Origin of the sequence: Neisseria sp. HMSC055H02 (genome assembly GCF_001813335.1) — a bacterium.
Classification (GTDB): domain Bacteria; phylum Pseudomonadota; class Gammaproteobacteria; order Burkholderiales; family Neisseriaceae; genus Neisseria; species Neisseria sicca_C.
The window spans coordinates 1-16571 of sequence record NZ_KV812060.1 but is presented as its reverse complement, the minus strand read 5'-3'; the positions used below and the strand labels follow the sequence as shown (position 1 = coordinate 16571).

16 protein-coding genes, 1 pseudogene and 1 riboswitch are annotated in these 16571 nt (G+C 52.8%); of the genes and pseudogenes, 12 read left to right on the top strand and 5 right to left on the bottom strand.

Annotation, left to right across the window (positions count from 1 at the left end; translation table 11 throughout):
- Window positions 1-12: 12 nt before the first annotated feature.
- Both HMPREF2907_RS13060 and recO read left to right on the top strand, forming a co-directional pair.
- Window positions 13-136: pseudogene (locus tag HMPREF2907_RS13060) on the top strand (IS5/IS1182 family transposase); the annotation flags it as partial.
- 37 nt (window positions 137-173) lie between these two features.
- Entirely contained in the window at window positions 174-914 is a 741-nt protein-coding gene (gene recO / locus HMPREF2907_RS00365) for a DNA repair protein RecO (protein WP_070679088.1), read from the top strand.
- Window positions 915-996: 82 nt separating this feature from the next.
- Here recO and HMPREF2907_RS00360 read toward each other — a convergent pair whose 3' ends face one another.
- Window positions 997-1491: a DMP19 family protein gene (locus HMPREF2907_RS00360; RefSeq protein WP_070679087.1), complete on the bottom strand. Its 495-nt coding sequence runs from the start codon at window positions 1489-1491 to the stop codon at window positions 997-999.
- 163 nt (window positions 1492-1654) lie between these two features.
- Between HMPREF2907_RS00360 and HMPREF2907_RS00355 the strand changes: the two genes are divergently transcribed.
- Together HMPREF2907_RS00355 and HMPREF2907_RS00350 are read left to right on the top strand one after the other, a co-directional pair.
- Entirely contained in the window at window positions 1655-1846 is a 192-nt protein-coding gene (locus HMPREF2907_RS00355) for a zinc-finger domain-containing protein (protein WP_070679086.1), read from the top strand.
- A gap of 6 nt (window positions 1847-1852) precedes the next feature.
- On the top strand, window positions 1853-2200 hold the full coding sequence (locus HMPREF2907_RS00350; protein ID WP_070679085.1) for a hypothetical protein: 348 nt from the start codon (window positions 1853-1855) through the stop codon (window positions 2198-2200).
- 382 nt (window positions 2201-2582) lie between these two features.
- On the opposite strand, the gene nqrM is transcribed toward HMPREF2907_RS00350, so the two are convergent.
- On the bottom strand, window positions 2583-2804 hold the full coding sequence (gene nqrM, locus HMPREF2907_RS00345; protein WP_070679084.1) for a (Na+)-NQR maturation NqrM: 222 nt from the start codon (window positions 2802-2804) through the stop codon (window positions 2583-2585).
- 38 nt (window positions 2805-2842) lie between these two features.
- On the bottom strand, window positions 2843-3892 hold the full coding sequence (locus HMPREF2907_RS00340; RefSeq protein WP_070679083.1) for an FAD:protein FMN transferase: 1050 nt from the start codon (window positions 3890-3892) through the stop codon (window positions 2843-2845).
- 92 nt (window positions 3893-3984) lie between these two features.
- A riboswitch (SAM-I-IV-variant riboswitch) is annotated at window positions 3985-4094 on the top strand.
- Window positions 4095-4287: 193 nt separating this feature from the next.
- Here HMPREF2907_RS00340 and metK point away from each other — a divergent pair.
- The 7 genes from metK to HMPREF2907_RS00305 all read left to right on the top strand — a co-directional run bounded on the left by metK (window position 4288) and on the right by HMPREF2907_RS00305 (window position 12324).
- Complete coding sequence (gene metK, locus HMPREF2907_RS00335) at window positions 4288-5457, top strand: methionine adenosyltransferase (protein WP_070679082.1); 1170 nt, start codon at window positions 4288-4290, stop codon at window positions 5455-5457.
- A 165-nt stretch (window positions 5458-5622) separates the two neighbouring features.
- Window positions 5623-6351 (top strand): pyridoxine 5'-phosphate synthase, encoded by a 729-nt coding sequence (gene pdxJ / locus HMPREF2907_RS00330; protein ID WP_070498880.1) that lies wholly within the window; start codon window positions 5623-5625, stop codon window positions 6349-6351.
- A gap of 52 nt (window positions 6352-6403) precedes the next feature.
- Window positions 6404-6781: a holo-ACP synthase gene (acpS, locus tag HMPREF2907_RS00325; protein WP_003755026.1), complete on the top strand. Its 378-nt coding sequence runs from the start codon at window positions 6404-6406 to the stop codon at window positions 6779-6781.
- Window positions 6782-6856: 75 nt separating this feature from the next.
- Window positions 6857-7660 (top strand): NUDIX domain-containing protein, encoded by an 804-nt coding sequence (locus tag HMPREF2907_RS00320; RefSeq protein WP_070679081.1) that lies wholly within the window; start codon window positions 6857-6859, stop codon window positions 7658-7660.
- 1 nt (window position 7661) lies between these two features.
- A complete protein-coding gene (locus HMPREF2907_RS00315) occupies window positions 7662-8084 on the top strand; it encodes a hypothetical protein (protein ID WP_070679080.1) in 423 nt (140 codons plus the stop codon).
- 369 nt (window positions 8085-8453) lie between these two features.
- On the top strand, window positions 8454-10550 hold the full coding sequence (locus HMPREF2907_RS00310) for a TonB-dependent receptor plug domain-containing protein (protein ID WP_070679079.1): 2097 nt from the start codon (window positions 8454-8456) through the stop codon (window positions 10548-10550).
- Between the two features lie 316 nt (window positions 10551-10866).
- Window positions 10867-12324, top strand: a complete 1458-nt coding sequence (locus tag HMPREF2907_RS00305) for a transferrin-binding protein-like solute binding protein (protein ID WP_070679078.1) — start codon at window positions 10867-10869, stop codon at window positions 12322-12324.
- A gap of 299 nt (window positions 12325-12623) precedes the next feature.
- On the opposite strand, the gene hisB is transcribed toward HMPREF2907_RS00305, so the two are convergent.
- Both hisB and hisC read right to left on the bottom strand, forming a co-directional pair.
- Window positions 12624-13604, bottom strand: coding sequence for an imidazoleglycerol-phosphate dehydratase HisB (gene hisB / locus HMPREF2907_RS00300; RefSeq protein WP_070679077.1), 981 nt, complete (start codon window positions 13602-13604; stop codon window positions 12624-12626).
- A gap of 29 nt (window positions 13605-13633) precedes the next feature.
- Window positions 13634-14713, bottom strand: a complete 1080-nt coding sequence (gene hisC, locus HMPREF2907_RS00295) for a histidinol-phosphate transaminase (protein WP_070679076.1) — start codon at window positions 14711-14713, stop codon at window positions 13634-13636.
- A gap of 484 nt (window positions 14714-15197) precedes the next feature.
- On the opposite strand from hisC, the gene dacB reads away from it, so the two are divergent.
- On the top strand, window positions 15198-16571 hold a 1374-nt coding region (gene dacB, locus HMPREF2907_RS00290; RefSeq protein WP_070679075.1), incomplete at its 3' end, for a D-alanyl-D-alanine carboxypeptidase/D-alanyl-D-alanine endopeptidase.

Genomic DNA, 16571 nt, shown 5'->3' with positions numbered 1-16571 from the left:
GCTTTGGTAAACTATAGTGGATTAAATTTAAATCAGGACAAGGCGACGAAGCCGCAGACAGTACAGATAGTACGGTAAGGGCGAGGCAACGCCGTACTGGTTTAAAGTTAATCCACTATACACCATACAATCAACCGCCCTTTTCCACCCTTCCCCAGCAACGCCAACTGCCTATGACCAATCAGCGCATCAACCACGAACCCATCTTCCTGCTTGCTTCTGCCCCTTGGCGCGAGAGCAGTTTATGGGTGGAAGTGTTCAGTCGCCGTTACGGGCGTGTGGCTTTACTGGCGAGAAGTGCGCGCAAGCGGCAGAGCGAGTTGCGCGGCGTATTGGTGCCGTTTGTACCGGTCAGCGCCTCTTGGTACGGTTCGCAAGAGTTGAAAACACTGCATCGTGCAGAGTGGATAGGCGGCTGGCCGCAGCCGCAAGGCAGGGCTTTGTTCAGCGGTCTGTATATCAACGAACTGATGCTCAAACTGACGGCTCGCGAAGACCCGATACCCGAGCTTTACGACGCTCTGGAAGCAGTGATGCGGGCGGTATGCGGTGAAAACAGCCATACCGCTGCGCTGCGGCGTTTCGAATGGGCTTTACTTACCCGCTTGGGATTCGCGCCCGATTTGTTCCACGATGGCAACGGCGAAGCAATCCGCGCCGAAAAAACCTACTGGCTGACGCCTGAAAACGCAATCGCCCCCATCGAAGAAGCCGAACGCTTCAATCCGCGCAACCATGGCGTGGCAGTCGGCGGCGACATTTTGATCCAGCTGCGCGAAGGCGATTTCACCCACCCCGAAAGCCTCGGACAGTCGCTAAAAATCACGCGCCTGCTGATTGACAACCTCCTGCCCGAAGGCATTAAATCCAGACAGGTTTTGCAACAGCTCCAGCAATTCAGTTTCGGTATTTAATCCTTTTCAGACGACCTTTTAAATTTCGATTTTTTCTCTTAGTTTCATACTGATGCGGAAAATCAAAAGCATACCGCGCACATCAATCCGCGATCTCCGCAAACTTCTCCCAATTTGCCAACACATACGCCACAGCCGCCGCCATATCGTCGTCCGCGATTTCGTAATATTCGCCGTCCAATTCCTCAAAATCGGGAAACTCGGCACGAATCTCGTCCAAAGATGCCCCGCTGTCCGCCATTTCCTCGATTTTTGCGCCGTCCCGCTCGTATAAAGCCTTTGCCTTATCCAAAATCTTAGGTGTCGGTTTAATCCGCCAGCGGCGCAGGCTGTCGGCAACGGGGTTATGGAACACATATTCGCCGTAACCCGCCGCAATCAGTTGTACAAAACCGCCCTCCTGCACTTGGCTGTCCAAATAGCAGTAAGCCGTCAGCGTGTGCTGCTCGTCGTTCAAACACAGCATTTCCTCATCGCCTGCCGCATCCGTATAATCCAAATACGCCGCGCTCAATGTGTAGAGAAATTCTGCGGCGTCTTGAGGGTTCAAATCATCCTTCCGGAAAAGTGTCGTCATGTTAAAGCCCGTTTGAAAATAAAGCGATTTAAAGCTGATTTATCATAAAAACCGCATTATAACCAAAGCATTATCAAACCAAAACCTATTTTCAGACGACCTTTTGCGCTGCACAAGCAGGCGATATATCGTACAATAAGGTCGGAATTACCAAGGAAAAATCATGAACGCAAACACCGAAACCGTCATTATCTACCCCAAAGACCTGCCGCTGCACTGCTCCGGCCCCAACCACGAAACTTGGAACGGTCATCCGCGCGTCTTCCTCCCGATTCAGTCCGACAGCGACATCGAATGCCCCTACTGCGGAATGCGTTACCATCTCGAAGGCCACATTCCCCACCACCATTATTGAGACGCTATGAAGAGATACGCTCTCCTGCTGTTGCTCGGACTGTGTACCGCCTGCGGTTCGTATAAAGCCGTCCGCCCCGATGCCCCTCTCGCCGTCGTCGCCGAAGCGCAAAACAACGCCATCCGCTACCAAGCCGCCGACGGCAGCCGCATCTCCGCCATCTACATCAACAGCAACAGCCCGATGACGGTCGAACTGCGTCAGGGAAGTACGGTCGAAAAACTGACGCAAACCCATTCGATGACGAAAACCACGGAATACCGCAACGCAAGCACAATATGGCAGCTTCAGGACGGCTTCGCCACGCTTACCCGCGGCGGCAAAACCGTCGTTTTCACCGAAATCATCGAATAATCCTGCCTGAAGTTCTTATTAAAAGGTCGTCTGAAAAACCTTACACGATGGTTTTTCAGACGACCTTTTGACAAGTTCAGTATCGTAAGTCCACATCGGAAGTATCTGTTCTGTCATTTCTGCATGCGCGGAGACGGGCTACGACGGAAAGCCGGAGGTTCGGGCTTACGGCAATCTTTAAGTGCCTCTGAGAAAGCCGAAGGCTGGATTCCCGCCTGCGCGGGAACAAAGGCAATTTGAGCAGCTTCGATAAATTGTTATCTGCCTTTTAAAACAGCCACACTTGCAAATCAAAGATTGTCTGAAAACTGCAATATGCGGTTTTCAGACGACCTTTTGTGTTGCCAAGCTCAAAGCCAGGCTGAAACTGATCCGGGCAAGGTCAGTGATCGACGGTAATGCCTTTGCTTTCTTTCTGTTTCTGTTCGTCCAGTTTCTTTTGCAGCGTGTCGCACGGGGTGTCGCAGTCGCAGACTTTTTTCATGCCCAGCGAGGAGATGCCGCCGCAGCTGCCTTTGATGGTGCGCTTGGAAAAAATATAGCCGACCGCCATGCCGAGGATGACGAGGAGGAAGAGGCCGAAGGTGAGAAGTAGGGTTTTCATGATGGTGTTCCTGTGGGATGGATATGCGTGTGTAGATATTAATGGAGTAGTTTTTTAAACGCGCCGGACATTTCGGTGCGGTAGCCGTTTTGTTCGCGGATAATCAGGAAAACGGCGAGGTTTTGCTGTTCGGCGAGTTTGAGGGCTTCGGTTTCGCCGAGTACGAAAAGTCCGGTGGACAGGCCGTCGGCGGTGGTGGCGTTATCGGCGACGACGCTGATGGAGGCGAGACGGTGCGACAGCGGACGGCGGGTTTTGGGGTCGATGATGTGGGACAGCCGCCTGCCTTGCGGGTCAACGTGGAAAATGCGGTAGTCGCCGGAGGTGGCGAGAGAGCGGTTGTCGAGGGGGATGACGATTTGGGTGTTGCCGCCTTGGACGATGTTGGGCTGTTCGATGCCGATGCGCCAAGGTTCGCCTTGGGCGTTGCGGCCTTTGCCGTGCAACTCGCCGCCTATTTCGACAAGGTAGTTGTTGATGCCGAGTTTTTCAAGTTCGCCTGCTACTTTGTCCACGCCGAAGCCTTTAGCGATGGAGGAGAGGTCGAGGTAGGCTTCGGGTTGGGTTTTGGCGAGCGTGGCTTGTTTGCCGTTTTGCGTGAGGATGATTTTGTCCGTACCGGTTTGGGCGGCGGCTTTGTCGATTTCGGCTTGGGTGGGTTCGCGGGTGATTTCTTTGTTCGGTCCGAAGCCCCAAAGGTTGACGAGCGGGCCGACGGTTACGTCAAGCGCGCCTTGTGTGAGGCGGTTGAGGCGTAAGGCTTCGGCGGTAACGGCGGCGAAATCGGCGGAAACGGGCATGGGTTTGCGGGTTTCGCGCATTTGGTTGAAACGGCTGATTTCGGAGTCTTCGCGGTAGGTGGACATTTGGCGGTTGACTTCTTCGAGTGCGCCGTCAATCTGCTTTTTCACGGCTTCGGGTGCGGGCGGATTGTGAAGGTCGTCTGAAAGGTATTTGACGGTATAGGTCGTACCCATCGTTTCGCCCTGAAGCACGGTTTGTTCGGATGTTTTTTTGCCGCACGCGCCCAAGGGCAGGGTAAGGATGAGGGCGGCGGCAAGGGCGGGAATGGCGGAGGGCAGGTGCATGATAGGGTGTTCGGGTGTTTTCAGACGACGTATTGTAACGTAAAACGCAGGGGCGCGCGGCTTGCGGGGGTGGGGCTTTTCTGCTAACATCCGCGCTGCATTAAGAGTTGGGAATTCCATGCCAACCTGCTTTTCAGACGGAAAGGTAAGGTGGACGGCTGCAAAGCCGATGTGGTCCGAGAGGGCAATTCAAATCCCCCCCCGCTTGATGCGGGAATTTTTTTGCCCGTATGTTCTGTACGGGCAGGATTCCGAACCGTTTTATCCAAGTGGGAATATTTATCATTTGGATGGAGCGCAGGTGGAAATTTTGTTATGATTTCCGTTGTGGGATATATGATGAAACAACAGGTCGTCTGAAAGCGGACGGCTTGTTTTTGAAGGAAAATATTAAAATGAGCGAATATCTGTTTACTTCCGAATCGGTTTCCGAAGGCCATCCGGACAAAGTAGCTGACCAAGTATCCGATGCGATTCTGGATGCCATTTTGGCGCAAGACCCTAAAGCGCGCGTCGCGGCGGAAACCCTGGTAAACACCGGTTTGTGCGTGTTGGCGGGCGAAATCACCACCACCGCCCATGTGGACTACATCAAAGTCGCACGCGAAACCATCAAGCGCATCGGCTACAACTCGTCCGAGTTGGGCTTTGACGCCAACGGTTGCGCGGTCGGCGTGTACTACGACCAGCAATCCCCCGACATCGCCCAAGGCGTGAACGAAGGCGAAGGCATCGACCTGAACCAAGGCGCGGGCGACCAAGGCCTGATGTTCGGCTACGCCTGCGACGAAACCCCGACCCTGATGCCGTTTGCCATCTATTACAGCCACCGCCTGATGCAGCGTCAAAGCGAATTGCGCAAAGACGGCCGCCTGCCGTGGCTGCGTCCCGACGCAAAAGCACAGCTGACTGTGGTTTACGACAGCGAAACCGGCAAAGTAAAACGCATCGACACCGTCGTCCTGTCCACCCAGCACGACCCTGCCATCAGCCATGAAGAACTGAGCAAAGCCGTGATCGAGCAGATTATCAAGCCCGTTCTGCCGCCCGAAATGCTGACTGCCGAAACCAAATACCTGATCAACCCGACCGGCCGCTTCGTCATCGGCGGCCCGCAAGGCGACTGCGGTCTGACCGGCCGTAAAATCATCGTCGATACCTACGGCGGCGCAGCTCCGCACGGCGGCGGCGCATTCTCCGGCAAAGACCCGTCCAAAGTGGACCGTTCCGCCGCTTACGCCTGCCGTTATGTCGCGAAAAACATCGTCGCCGCAGGCTTGGCGACCCAATGTCAGATTCAGGTTTCCTACGCCATCGGCGTTGCCGAACCGACTTCGATTTCCATCGATACCTTCGGTACCGGCAAAATCAGCGAAGAAAAACTGATTGCCTTAGTTCGCGAACATTTCGACCTGCGCCCCAAAGGCATCGTCCAAATGCTCGACCTCTTGCGCCCGATTTACAGCAAATCCGCCGCCTACGGCCATTTCGGCCGCGAAGAGCCTGAGTTTACTTGGGAGCGCACCGACAAAGCAGCCGCATTGAAAGCAGCCGCAGGCGTCTAAAAAAGCATAAAGGTCGTCTGAAAGGGAGTTTCAGACGACTTTCCATCCTTATGGCAACTGCAATTTTTCCCAATCAGCAAGGCAGCATGCGTCGGTATGCTGCCTTTTTCGACCAGAAAGATTACAATTAGCGGGTCGTCTGAAAATCCAAAGAAAGGACACATCATGCTCTTAGGTGTAAACATCGACCACATCGCCACCGTCCGCAACGCCCGCGGTACGACCTATCCCAGCCCCGTGGAAGCGGCATTGGTCGCGGAAACGCACGGTGCAGATTTGATTACCATGCACCTGCGCGAAGACCGCCGCCACATCAAAGACGCGGACGTGTTCGCCGTCAAAAACGCCATCCGCACGCGCCTGAACCTTGAAATGGCGCTGACCGAAGAAATGCTGGAAAACGCGCTTAAAGTCATGCCGCAAGACGTGTGCATCGTGCCTGAAAAACGTCAGGAAATCACGACCGAAGGCGGTTTGGACGTATTGGCGCAACAGGAAAAAATCGCCGAGTTCACCAAAATCCTGACCGACGCAGGCATCCGCGTCTCGCTCTTCATCGATGCCGACAACGAGCAAATCCAAGCCGCCTATGATGTCGGCGCACCCGTTATCGAGCTGCACACCGGCGCATACGCCGATGCACACAGCCACGCCGAACAAATCAAACAATTCGAGCGTCTGCAAAACGGCGCGCATTTTGCCAGCGATTTGGGTTTGGTCGTCAACGCCGGACACGGCCTGACCATACACAACGTTACCCCCATCGCCCAAATCCTCGCCATCCGCGAGTTGAACATCGGGCATTCGCTGATCGCCCAAGCCCTCTTCCTCGGCCTGCCCGAAGCCGTCCGCCAGATGAAGGAAACCATGTTCAGGGCAAGACTGCTGCCTTGATAGGCGACACCCACCTTTTCAGACGACCTTCTCTCAACAAGGAGACCACCGCATGATTTACGGCATAGGCACAGACATCGTTTCCCTCAAACGCATCATCCGCCTGAGCAAAAAATTCGGACAAGCGTTTGCCGAGCGCATCCTTACGCCCGAAGAGCTGCTCGAATTTCCGCAAGCAGGCAAACCCGTCAACTACCTTGCCAAACGCTTTGCCGCCAAAGAAGCCTTCGCCAAAGCCGTCGGCACGGGCATACGCGGCGCGGTTTCCTTCCGCAACATCGGCATCGGGCATGACGCATTAGGCAAACCCGAATTCTTCTACGCCCCCGCCCTGTCCAAATGGCTGGAAGAACAAGGCATCAGCCGCGTCAGCCTCAGTATGAGCGACGAAGAAGATACCGTGTTGGCATTTGTCGTTGCCGAAAAATAAGACAGCCCCCATTGGCAGGTCGGATTCCCAAATCCGACCTTTCCGAATTTTCAGACGACCCTTCTCCCTATTCCCATGACCCAAGACACCCGCCCCCTTATCCGCGTCGTTGCCGGCATCCTGCTCAACCAAGACGGCGACTACCTGCTCAGTTCCCGCCCCGAAGGCAAGCCCTATGCCGGATATTGGGAATTTGCCGGCGGCAAAGTCGAAGCGGGCGAAACCGACTTCCAAGCCCTGCAACGCGAGTTTGAAGAAGAACTCGGCATCCGCATCCTCGCCGCCACGCCTTGGCTGACCAAAATCCATTCCTACGAACACGCCCGCGTCTGCCTGAAATTCCTATGGGTAAACCCCGACCAATGGACAGGCGAACCCCAATCCCGCGAAGGACAAGCATGGTCGTGGCAAAAAGCGGGCGATTTCAACGTCGCCCCCATGCTGCCTGCCAACGGTCCGCTGCTGCGCGCCCTTTCCGTCCCACGCCGACTTCAAGGTCGTCTGAAAACCGGTTTGTACGGACAAAACAGCACCGGCGAATACCGCGTCGCGCCCTACTCCCTAGCCGAACCGCACCACGCCAACATCCTCATCTCAGAAACCGAACTGCGCAAGCTCGGCAAGCTGCCCCAAGCCCAAAGCGTTTGGGTATCGGTACACACCTGCGAACAATGGCAGCGCGTGCAAGATGCCGACGTCGTCGTTTGGCAAGTCAACGACGACGCAAGCGCACGACAAGTGCTTGAAATATTAGGACAAGGCGTATCCGTTCCGCTGGTTGTCGCCGCGCCCGAAACACTGGTTTCAAACTATCGCGACCGCTGGCTTTCAACAGGCGCACACGCCGTCCTGTCTGACAACGACACCGAGGTCGTCTGAAATGGACAAAAACCGCAAACTCCTCCTCGCAGGCGTCCTCCTCATCCTCTTCGCCGCCGCCAAACTCCTGCTGCTGGACTGGTGGCAGAAACAACAGCCCCAAGCCCGCAGCGCCGAGTGCGACCTCATCAAAGGCTGCATCCTGCCCGACGGCTCGCACGTCCGCTCCACTCCTATCAGCCACCGCTCCGCCTTCGACATCACCGTCGAAAACACCCCGGCCGAAACACAACAAGTCAGCATCAGCTTCAGCATGAAAGACATGGACATGGGCTTCAACCGCTATATGCTCCAACAACAATCCCCGCGCACCTGGCAAGCTCGCCAAATCCACCTGCCCGTCTGCGTCGAAGGCAGACGCGACTACATCGCCGACATCACCATAGGCGGACAGACTTTTCAGACGACCTTTACCGCCCAATAGGCTTTCTACGGGTATCCTGCAAGAAAATTTTTTGGAGAAAGATTTATTTTCTCTTGCTGTCCTTTCCCTCATTCCACCAAAGGTCGTCTGAAACCGTTTTCAGGCGACCTTTCTCTATGCGCCGGCCCTCCATCAAAATATCCGCATCACAACAAGCCCACTCTTCCTAAAACACAGGTTTTCCCTACCCTTCCGAAAATCCGACCGCCATCAAGTTTGGCTAAAACACATAAGCAAGTCCCAATCTCTGAAATTGTAATTAATATTCTTTTAATAAATATAATTACTTGCAAATCATTATCAATTAATATTAGAATACGTACTCTCAAATTAACGTAACCCATGAACAACCCGTTTAGAGGAAGAATTATGAAATCCCCCCATTCCCCCGCCTTCCGTTTCAGCATCATGGTGCTGGCACTGTCTTCAGGTTTTGCCCATGCAGACAACGTTCGCCCCGAAGCGACTGCCGAACTGAAAGAAGTCGTCGTTACCGGTACTGCCGTACCGACCCGCGTTACCCGCAACCAGCTTGACCGCGAAACTTCGACCGATTTGAAACAAGTCATGAAAGACCAAATCGGTATGGATGTCGGCGGCGGCAACGGCGTGGCGCAGTTTTACAGCATCCGCGGCGTCGGCGAAGACAAGATTAATCTGGAAGTGGACGGCACCAGCCAATCCACCAAAATCTTCCACCACCAAAGCCGCTTCCAGCTTGACCCCGCTTTGGTGAAAAGCATCAACGTCGAAAAAGGCACAGGCGCGGCGAGCGCGGGCTTGGGCGCGGTCGGCGGTACCATCCGCGTAACGACGGTTGACGCGAAAGACCTGCTGACCGACGGCAAACCTTTCGGTTTCAAACTCGGCGCAGGCTTGAGCAGCAATAAAGGCTCAACCGGCAACGCAGCGGTTTACGGCTATCAAAACGGCTTCGATGCCCTGTTTGCGGGCAACTTCCTCAACAACCGCGACTACAAAGACGGCAACGGCAATGTCAACCACGGCAGTCGTCTGAAACAGCACAGCTACCTCGCCAAACTCGGCTACGACTTCAACGACGACCACGGGATCCGCCTGACCTACCGTCAGGAATACCAAAAAGGCAACCGCACCGACAAAGCCGAGTTCCAAAACGTTGACAGCTACGTCGGCGTGGACGGCACTTATCAAAAAGAGCAATCCTACAATCTGGAATACCGCGGCCGCAATGTCGGCTTCCTCGACAAAATCGACGCCAACGTCTTCCAAATCAACACCGACGACACCAAACCGCCTAAAGGCGCGCCTTCCCCGAAAGCCCAAGCTTCCGGCACGGCTCAAGGCGGCGTTCCCATCGGCCAGCTTGAGTTGAGCAAAATCAAAGCGACCGGCGCGAATCTGAACCTCGCCAGCTCCTTCGGCGACGGACACATGGTGAAATACGGCGTCAACTACCGCCACGAAACCTCCGAGCCGTCCGACAAAGGCGCATGGCTGAAGATTCTCGGCCTGTATGACCGCGACAAAGAGAAAAAAGCAGAATACGGCGTGTACGCGGAAGGCATCTGGAACCTGAACCCCGTTACCCTGACCACCGGCCTGCGTTACGACCATTTCAAATACAACGCTGCCAGCAAACAAAGCGCGTCCCACGGCCAGCTCAACCCCAGCATCGGAGCGATTTGGGACATCAACGACAACTTCTCCCTCTTGGCAAACCTCAATCAGGCAAGCCGCGCACCCCGCCTGAACGAAGCCCTGTTGGCTAACGAACGTGCAGGCGCCGCCGCCGATTTGGACAGCAACCTCAAAGCCGAAACCGCCCGTCGCGCCGAACTGGGCTTCAAATGGCGCAACGACAACTTCAACGTCAGCGGCAGCGTGTTCCACCAACGCATCAAAGACCTCATCGTCTATCGTTGGGCAAAAATCAACAACAACACCGCCTCCATCACCGAGCGCGGCAAGATTTACAACGGCGGCACGCTCAAAACCTACGGCTACGAACTTGACGCGTCCTACCGCTGGGGCGGTCTGACCGCTCGTGCCGGCGTATCCTACGTCAAACCCCGTCTGAACGGCGAAATGTACTACGGCGAAAGCCCGATTCAAGCGGAAGACCACGAAAGCTCGTTCACTTTCTGGAACACCGGCCGCCAATGGCTGACCGGCCTGTCTTATCAGTTTGAAAACCCCAAACTTGAAATCGGCTGGCGCGGCCGCTACGCCCAAAGCGTGAAATACACCGACGTCGCCCGCGGACAAGGCACGATACACGGCAAGAAATCAGGCTACGGAGTACACGACATCTACGCCAACTGGCAGCCGCTGAAAAAAGACAACCTGAACGTCAACTTCGCCGTCAACAACATCGGCAACAAGCAATACCGTTCGCACAGCCAACGCTTCCCCGACGGCAACGGACGCACCCCCTTCTACGAACGCGGTCGCGAGTTCGCCTTGGGCGTGAATTACCGCTTCTGATAGAAACGTTGACCAAAGGTCGTCTGAAACCTGATTTTTGGGTTTCAGACGACCTTTTTTAATGTATTAAGGTAAGAGCAGAATTTACCCCCTGCCGCCATTTCCACCCCATTACCTTTCCGCACATGGCACAATCAACCGTTCAACATCTTTAAACAATCTTTTGTCGCAAAAATCAAACACAAACCGCCGCCAACTCACCCATCTCCCTGCAAAACACAAATAACATTTTGTTTTTGTCATGATTGTATCTATGATATTGGATTTATGCCGTTTGATAAAAACGCACCATTTCAACCAAAAAAAGGGGGACAATATGTCTGCAATCAACACCAAAATCAAAACCATCATCCTCACCGCCGTCAGCGCGGCAATCCTTTCAGCCTGCGGCGGTGGCGGCGGTGGCGATACCGCCGCACTTTCCACCGGCTCGACATCTACCGGCGGCAGCGGCAGTCCTGCCAAAAACGGCGGTACCGGCAACAATAACAACGCTAATACCGGCAATGCCAATAACGATAACAGCACAGCCCAGACTCCCGCTCTCAGCAACAAAGCCGATAAGCTTGAAGAACTGAAAGACGAAGCCCCGCTTCCAGCCTTAAACCTTGACACTCCGCTGCACACCAGCTTTATTTCTTCAGCAAGCGCACAACAAGGCAATCCGAATGTTCAGTTGCGCCAAAAAGAAACAGGAGAGCAATTCCAAACTGACAACCAAAACAAAGATCAAGGCGGTTTAATCAGCTCTTTAGATTTTAAAGCCAACGATGAAGTGAAATTGGATGGAGTTGTACTATTCAATAAAAATGTGAATGGCAGCGCAACACAACCCGCGTGGACAACTACCGATTCACTCATCGTAAAAATTAATTCCAAAGGCAATACCAAAGCCGATGTCAGTGAACAAGACGGCAGCGAAAAAAATACCAAATACGAATACGGCAAATCAACTTTGGATGACCGTATCGTCGAAATTTTCAAACAATTGAAGACTGAACGAGAAAACCTTAAAAAAGCAAAAGAAGGTGGTACTGAAGGCATTGATACAAACAAAATTGCAGAAATTGAAGCCAAGATTAAAGAGCTGTCAGAATTATATGACTTAAACCGTCAACTCCGTGCAGGTTTGACAAAATATACTCAAGATGCAACGAATCAAATTGCCTATTTCCGTACCGATGCCGATGGCTTGGTGTTTGACAAACGATTTGATGGGATTTACGTCATCCGCTTTGTCGATGGTACGCAAATTGTTATGCACGATCCTGCCGCAGCCGGTTGGACTTACCAAACTTTCGCTCACTATATCGATCCGAACTCCGGTGTGATTCACGGCTATCAAAGCTTGGGCGATGAAACCAAATTTACCGCCCTCCCTGCCAGCGGCACAGCAACTTACAACGGCCTGACCACAGCCTACGTTGTGAAAGAAGATCAAAGCCGTCAGCTGACCGCCAATGTCAAAGCCATCGTCGATTTCGGCTTGAAAGGCGTGCGTTTTGAGACTGCCAACTCCCAATTCCATTCTCTCGATACCAACGGCCGCCGTGTAACCGAAGCCGATGAAAAATACGACATGAAAGGTACGGCAAAATGGGAAAACGGCAACCTCTTCCTCGGCAAGGTCGAAGCTGCCGCAGCCGGCTTGAAAGGTAATTTGAGCGGTAAATTCTTCGGTCCGTCCGCCGCAGAAATCGGCGGCACCTACGGCCTGCAAAACAAAGACGGCAGCGAACACTTAATCGGCGGTTACGGCGCGAAACGTCAATAAACCATCCTTCAATCTGCCAAAAGGTCGTCTGAAAACTAGAAAACAGGTTTTCAGACGACCTTTTCTTTTATCGTCATTTAGACAGAAATTTCCTGCTTCGTTATTTCTATGCAAGCGGGAATGATGGTTGACGACTGAAACGGTATCAAAGATTCAGTACATTCCCCATACTTTCCGCAATCTCGTCTTATTTAAAACATAAAACAGCAAAAGACACCAATAATTAAGCGTCCTTATCATGTTCAAAGGTCGTCTGAAAACCTATTTTCCGGTTTTCAGACGACCTTTTTTAAAGCGGATTACGCTTCGCTTTGCGCTTCTTCTTCAACGGTAACTTCAACGGCAACGGATTCGTCGCTCAAGGTGCCTTTGGTGGACGGGGTTTGTCCTGCCATACGCGGGTCGTATTCTGCCGCCATGCGCAGGGCGCGGCCGAAGGCTTTGAATACGGTTTCGGCTTGGTGGTGGGCGTTGCTGCCGCTGAGGTTGTCGATGTGCAGGGTCATCATGCTGTGGTTGACGACGCCGTGGAAGAATTCTTCAAACAGGTCAACGTCAAAACGTCCGATGAGGGCGCGGGTGAAGTCGATGTTGTAGACGAGTCCTGGGCGGCCGGAGAGATCGATGACAACGCGGCTCAAGGCTTCGTCGAGCGGAACGTAGGCATGACCGTAGCGGCGGATGCCGGCTTTGCTGCCCAAGGCTTGTTTCAGGGCTTGTCCGAGTACGATGCCGATGTCTTCGACGGTGTGGTGGTCGTCGATGTGCAAATCGCCTTTGCAGGTGATGTCGAGGTCGATCATGCCGTGGCGGGCGACTTGGGCAAGCATATGCTCAAGGAAGGGGACGCCGGTGTCGAGGCGGTATTGTCCGGTGCCGTCGAGGTTGAGGCTGAGGGTGATTTGGGTTTCGCTGGTGTTGCGGGTGATGCTGACTGCGCGGCCTTCTGCGGGCATATGGAATGCCGGTGCAGCGACTGCGGCTTCTTGGGCGGCACGCTCTTGGCGGGCGGCTTCGGCGGCTGCGGCTTTTTCTTTATCTTTGCTGTGGTCGCGGTTTAACCAGCCTTTGCGTTTGTGCATGCCGGCTTCGAGTTTGGCGGCAAGGCTGGGGCGGATGCCGCGCGCTTTTTCGTCTTCTGCCTGCTCTTCAAGGCGGCGTTTCAGTTGGGACAGGGATGCCGCGTTGTCGTAACCGCATTTGCGGGCAAGTTTGGTCAGCGAGCCTGCTTCTTCGACAAGCTGCAGGAAATTGGCAAGGTGGAGTTGAGTGATGGTCATAGGTTTACTCTCTGTGAAATTTTAAAAAATCAGGCATAAAGCTTGCGGATAATGTCCAGTACGGCATCGTTTTGCCCGGGGCTGCCGATGGTAATGCGGACGCACTGCGCCAAAAGCGGATGCGTGCCGTGGAGTTTCTTAATCAGGATGCGGTTTTCTTTAAGCGTGTTAAACAATGCGTCTGCATCGGGAACGCGCACGGTAATGAAATTCGCTTCGCTGGGGAAGGCTTTCAGACGACCTATGGCGGACAATTCGTTGAAAACGCGCTCGCGCTCGGCTTTCAAAATATCGATGGTCGTCTGAATCGCGTCATGGTGTTGCAGGGCGAATTTGGCGGTCGCCAAGCTTAATTGGTTCATATTGTAGGGCGGCAGGATTTTCGCCAGCTCGTCCATTACGGCGGGGCTTCCTGCCGCATAGCCGATGCGCAGTCCGGCAAAACCGATTTTGCTGATGGTGCGCATCACGACCAGATTTTCAACGCTGCCCGCCTGCGGCAGAAAACTGTCGCGGCTGAATGCGCCGTATGCTTCATCGACAACGACGATGCCGCGCGCCGCGCGGATAATGGCTTCGACTTCTTCGCGGCGGAAGCATACGCCTGTCGGATTGTTCGGATAGGCGATGAAAATCAGCGCGGGCTGATGTTTGTCAATGGCGGATAAAACGGCGGGCAAATCAAGCGTGAAATCTTCATTGAGCGGTACGCCGACATAATTCATGCCGTACAGCTCGGCATTGTGCCGATACATCACGAAACTCGGCTCTACCGCCAGCATGGTCGCGCCGGATTGGGCAACGAGCAGGGTCATGAATTGGATTAACTCGTCCGAGCCGTTTCCTAAAGCGATGGCGGCAGATTCAGGAATATCGAAGGCTTTTCTTAAAGTTTCCTGCATCCCGCTGGCGGCGGGATTGGGGTAAAGATGAATCTGCGCTTGGGCAATCAGCCGCAGCCATTCGTTTGACAGCTCGGGAAAACGGGCAAACGGATGATACGGGCTTTCCATTGCATCCAGCTTGATGAAGCCTTCGGGCAAGTCGGCAATTCGGTAGGCGGACATGGCTTTGATGTCGTCGCGGATGAAATTAGCTGTATCTTTCATGCTCTTCTTCCAGACTATCTTTATTATTCCGAAATAAACAAATGGTTTATTTCATAATATAACACAGTTTTTTTAAACTATCAGATAAAAATCAATAAATCAAATATATCCGGGTATATTTTCTCATTTTCTTTATTTTTTTAATATTCATATACTTAATATTCTGACAACCGTTACATTAAAATACGATATGTATTTTAAAATATATACTTGCATTATAATTTCATTTTTTACAAAACTACCGAATATAAATTTAAAATATTAAAGATACTATGATTTCAAATGCTGTTCGAATTTTCGTATCGTCTTTGACATCTAAATTCAAGCAAAATCATTTCTATCTCGAATTGATTTTTGTATTTGATTAGGTTGACTGCAAATGGCAGAATTTCATTGCTTCGACTAAAAGTATGCCTATTTTTACTACAACGGTGCTTTATTTTATAATAATGCCTAATGTATTTTTCAAAAAGTCTGAATAATTATGAATTGGAAAAAAACGGTGGCTGCATGGTATTTGTGCCTAATACCGTTCTCTGCCTACGCCTTGAATCTCGGCAAAATCCCGCCGGACGAAATCTCCGTCTACGTTCAAGAACTGGATAGCGGCAAAATTATTGAGTCGCACAGAGTCGGAGAAGCGGTCAATCCCGCATCAACGATGAAGTTGTTAACAGCATTTGCGGCATTCAAAGCTTTGGGCAAGGATTACCGCTGGGCTACGGAATTTAAAAGTGAAGGCATAATCAACGGCGATACGCTGGAAGGCGATATTTATTGGGTAGGCAGCGGCGATCCCGTGTTCGACCAAGACGGGCTGAAGGATGCCCTGCAACAACTGCAAAACAAAGGCATCAGGCATATTAAAGGCAGCCTGGTACTTGACCGCCATCTCTGGGGTACCGTCGGCAACCCTCCGGATTTCGAATCCGACGCAGGTTCACCGTTTATGACCGCCCCCGATCCGAATATGCTGGCTTACAAGGTTGTCTGGCTCAGGCCGCAGTCAGATGGTGCAGGCGGCATTACCGTCGAGACCTCGCCTCCCCTACCCGATATTCCTATTGAAAACAAAACCGTACTGTCAAACGCTTTGAAATGCGGCGCATTGCAAAATCATATGCGTGCCAACTATTCCGATGGGAAGCTACATATCGGCGGTAAGGTTCCGGAGAGTTGTTTAGGCAAAGAAATGCATATCAATATGCTCTCCTCCGTAGAATTTGCACACAAAAGCTTTGTAAATCAATGGCGCGCACTCGGCGGTACGATTTCAGACGACCTCAAAACCGCTCCTGCACCGAGTAACGCAAAAACGCTGGCAGTTTCGCGCTCCAAACCGTTGTCAGACATACTGACTGATATGAATAAACATTCCAACAACCTGATTGCACGGTCCGTATTCTTAAAACTTGGCGGCAACGGCGACAGCGAAACCGCACGCAGAAAAGCAGCGGAAGCGGTTTCCCTGGAATTGGCGACTGCAGGGGTAGATACGGAAAACCTGGTTTTGGAAAACGGTTCGGGCTTATCGAGAAGCGAGCGCGTTACCGCGCACATGATGGGGCAAATGCTGGAAAAAGCCTATTTCAGCCCGTTTAAACAAGAATTTATCGACACGCTGCCGATTGCCGGACAGGACGGAACATTGAAAAAACGCCTGAAGCAACCCGGCAGCCGCCTACGTCTGAAAACCGGCACGCTCAAAAACGTGCGGGCACTGGCAGGCTACTGGCTGGGCGACAAGCCGATGATTGTCGTCGTAATCATCAACAGTCCCAAAGCCTCTGCCTACCTTCACGACTTGGATGCGCTGGTTTCCCAAATAGAGACCTTTGCAAAATTCCTTTTCCCCCGA

Coding starts and splice junctions, on each gene's coding strand:
- hisB (WP_070679077.1), bottom strand. CDS start 13,604: ATGACCATCACTCAACTCCACCTTGCCAATTTCCTGCAGCTTGTCGAA.
- HMPREF2907_RS00340 (WP_070679083.1), bottom strand. CDS start 3,892: ATGCACCTGCCCTCCGCCATTCCCGCCCTTGCCGCCGCCCTCATCCTT.
- hisC (WP_070679076.1), bottom strand. CDS start 14,713: ATGAAAGATACAGCTAATTTCATCCGCGACGACATCAAAGCCATGTCC.
- acpS (WP_003755026.1), top strand. CDS start 6,404: ATGATTTACGGCATAGGCACAGACATCGTTTCCCTCAAACGCATCATC.
- HMPREF2907_RS00355 (WP_070679086.1), top strand. CDS start 1,655: ATGAACGCAAACACCGAAACCGTCATTATCTACCCCAAAGACCTGCCG.
- HMPREF2907_RS00305 (WP_070679078.1), top strand. CDS start 10,867: ATGTCTGCAATCAACACCAAAATCAAAACCATCATCCTCACCGCCGTC.
- pdxJ (WP_070498880.1), top strand. CDS start 5,623: ATGCTCTTAGGTGTAAACATCGACCACATCGCCACCGTCCGCAACGCC.
- HMPREF2907_RS00315 (WP_070679080.1), top strand. CDS start 7,662: ATGGACAAAAACCGCAAACTCCTCCTCGCAGGCGTCCTCCTCATCCTC.
- nqrM (WP_070679084.1), bottom strand. CDS start 2,804: ATGAAAACCCTACTTCTCACCTTCGGCCTCTTCCTCCTCGTCATCCTC.
- HMPREF2907_RS00320 (WP_070679081.1), top strand. CDS start 6,857: ATGACCCAAGACACCCGCCCCCTTATCCGCGTCGTTGCCGGCATCCTG.
- HMPREF2907_RS00360 (WP_070679087.1), bottom strand. CDS start 1,491: ATGACGACACTTTTCCGGAAGGATGATTTGAACCCTCAAGACGCCGCA.
- HMPREF2907_RS00310 (WP_070679079.1), top strand. CDS start 8,454: ATGAAATCCCCCCATTCCCCCGCCTTCCGTTTCAGCATCATGGTGCTG.
- recO (WP_070679088.1), top strand. CDS start 174: ATGACCAATCAGCGCATCAACCACGAACCCATCTTCCTGCTTGCTTCT.
- HMPREF2907_RS00350 (WP_070679085.1), top strand. CDS start 1,853: ATGAAGAGATACGCTCTCCTGCTGTTGCTCGGACTGTGTACCGCCTGC.
- metK (WP_070679082.1), top strand. CDS start 4,288: ATGAGCGAATATCTGTTTACTTCCGAATCGGTTTCCGAAGGCCATCCG.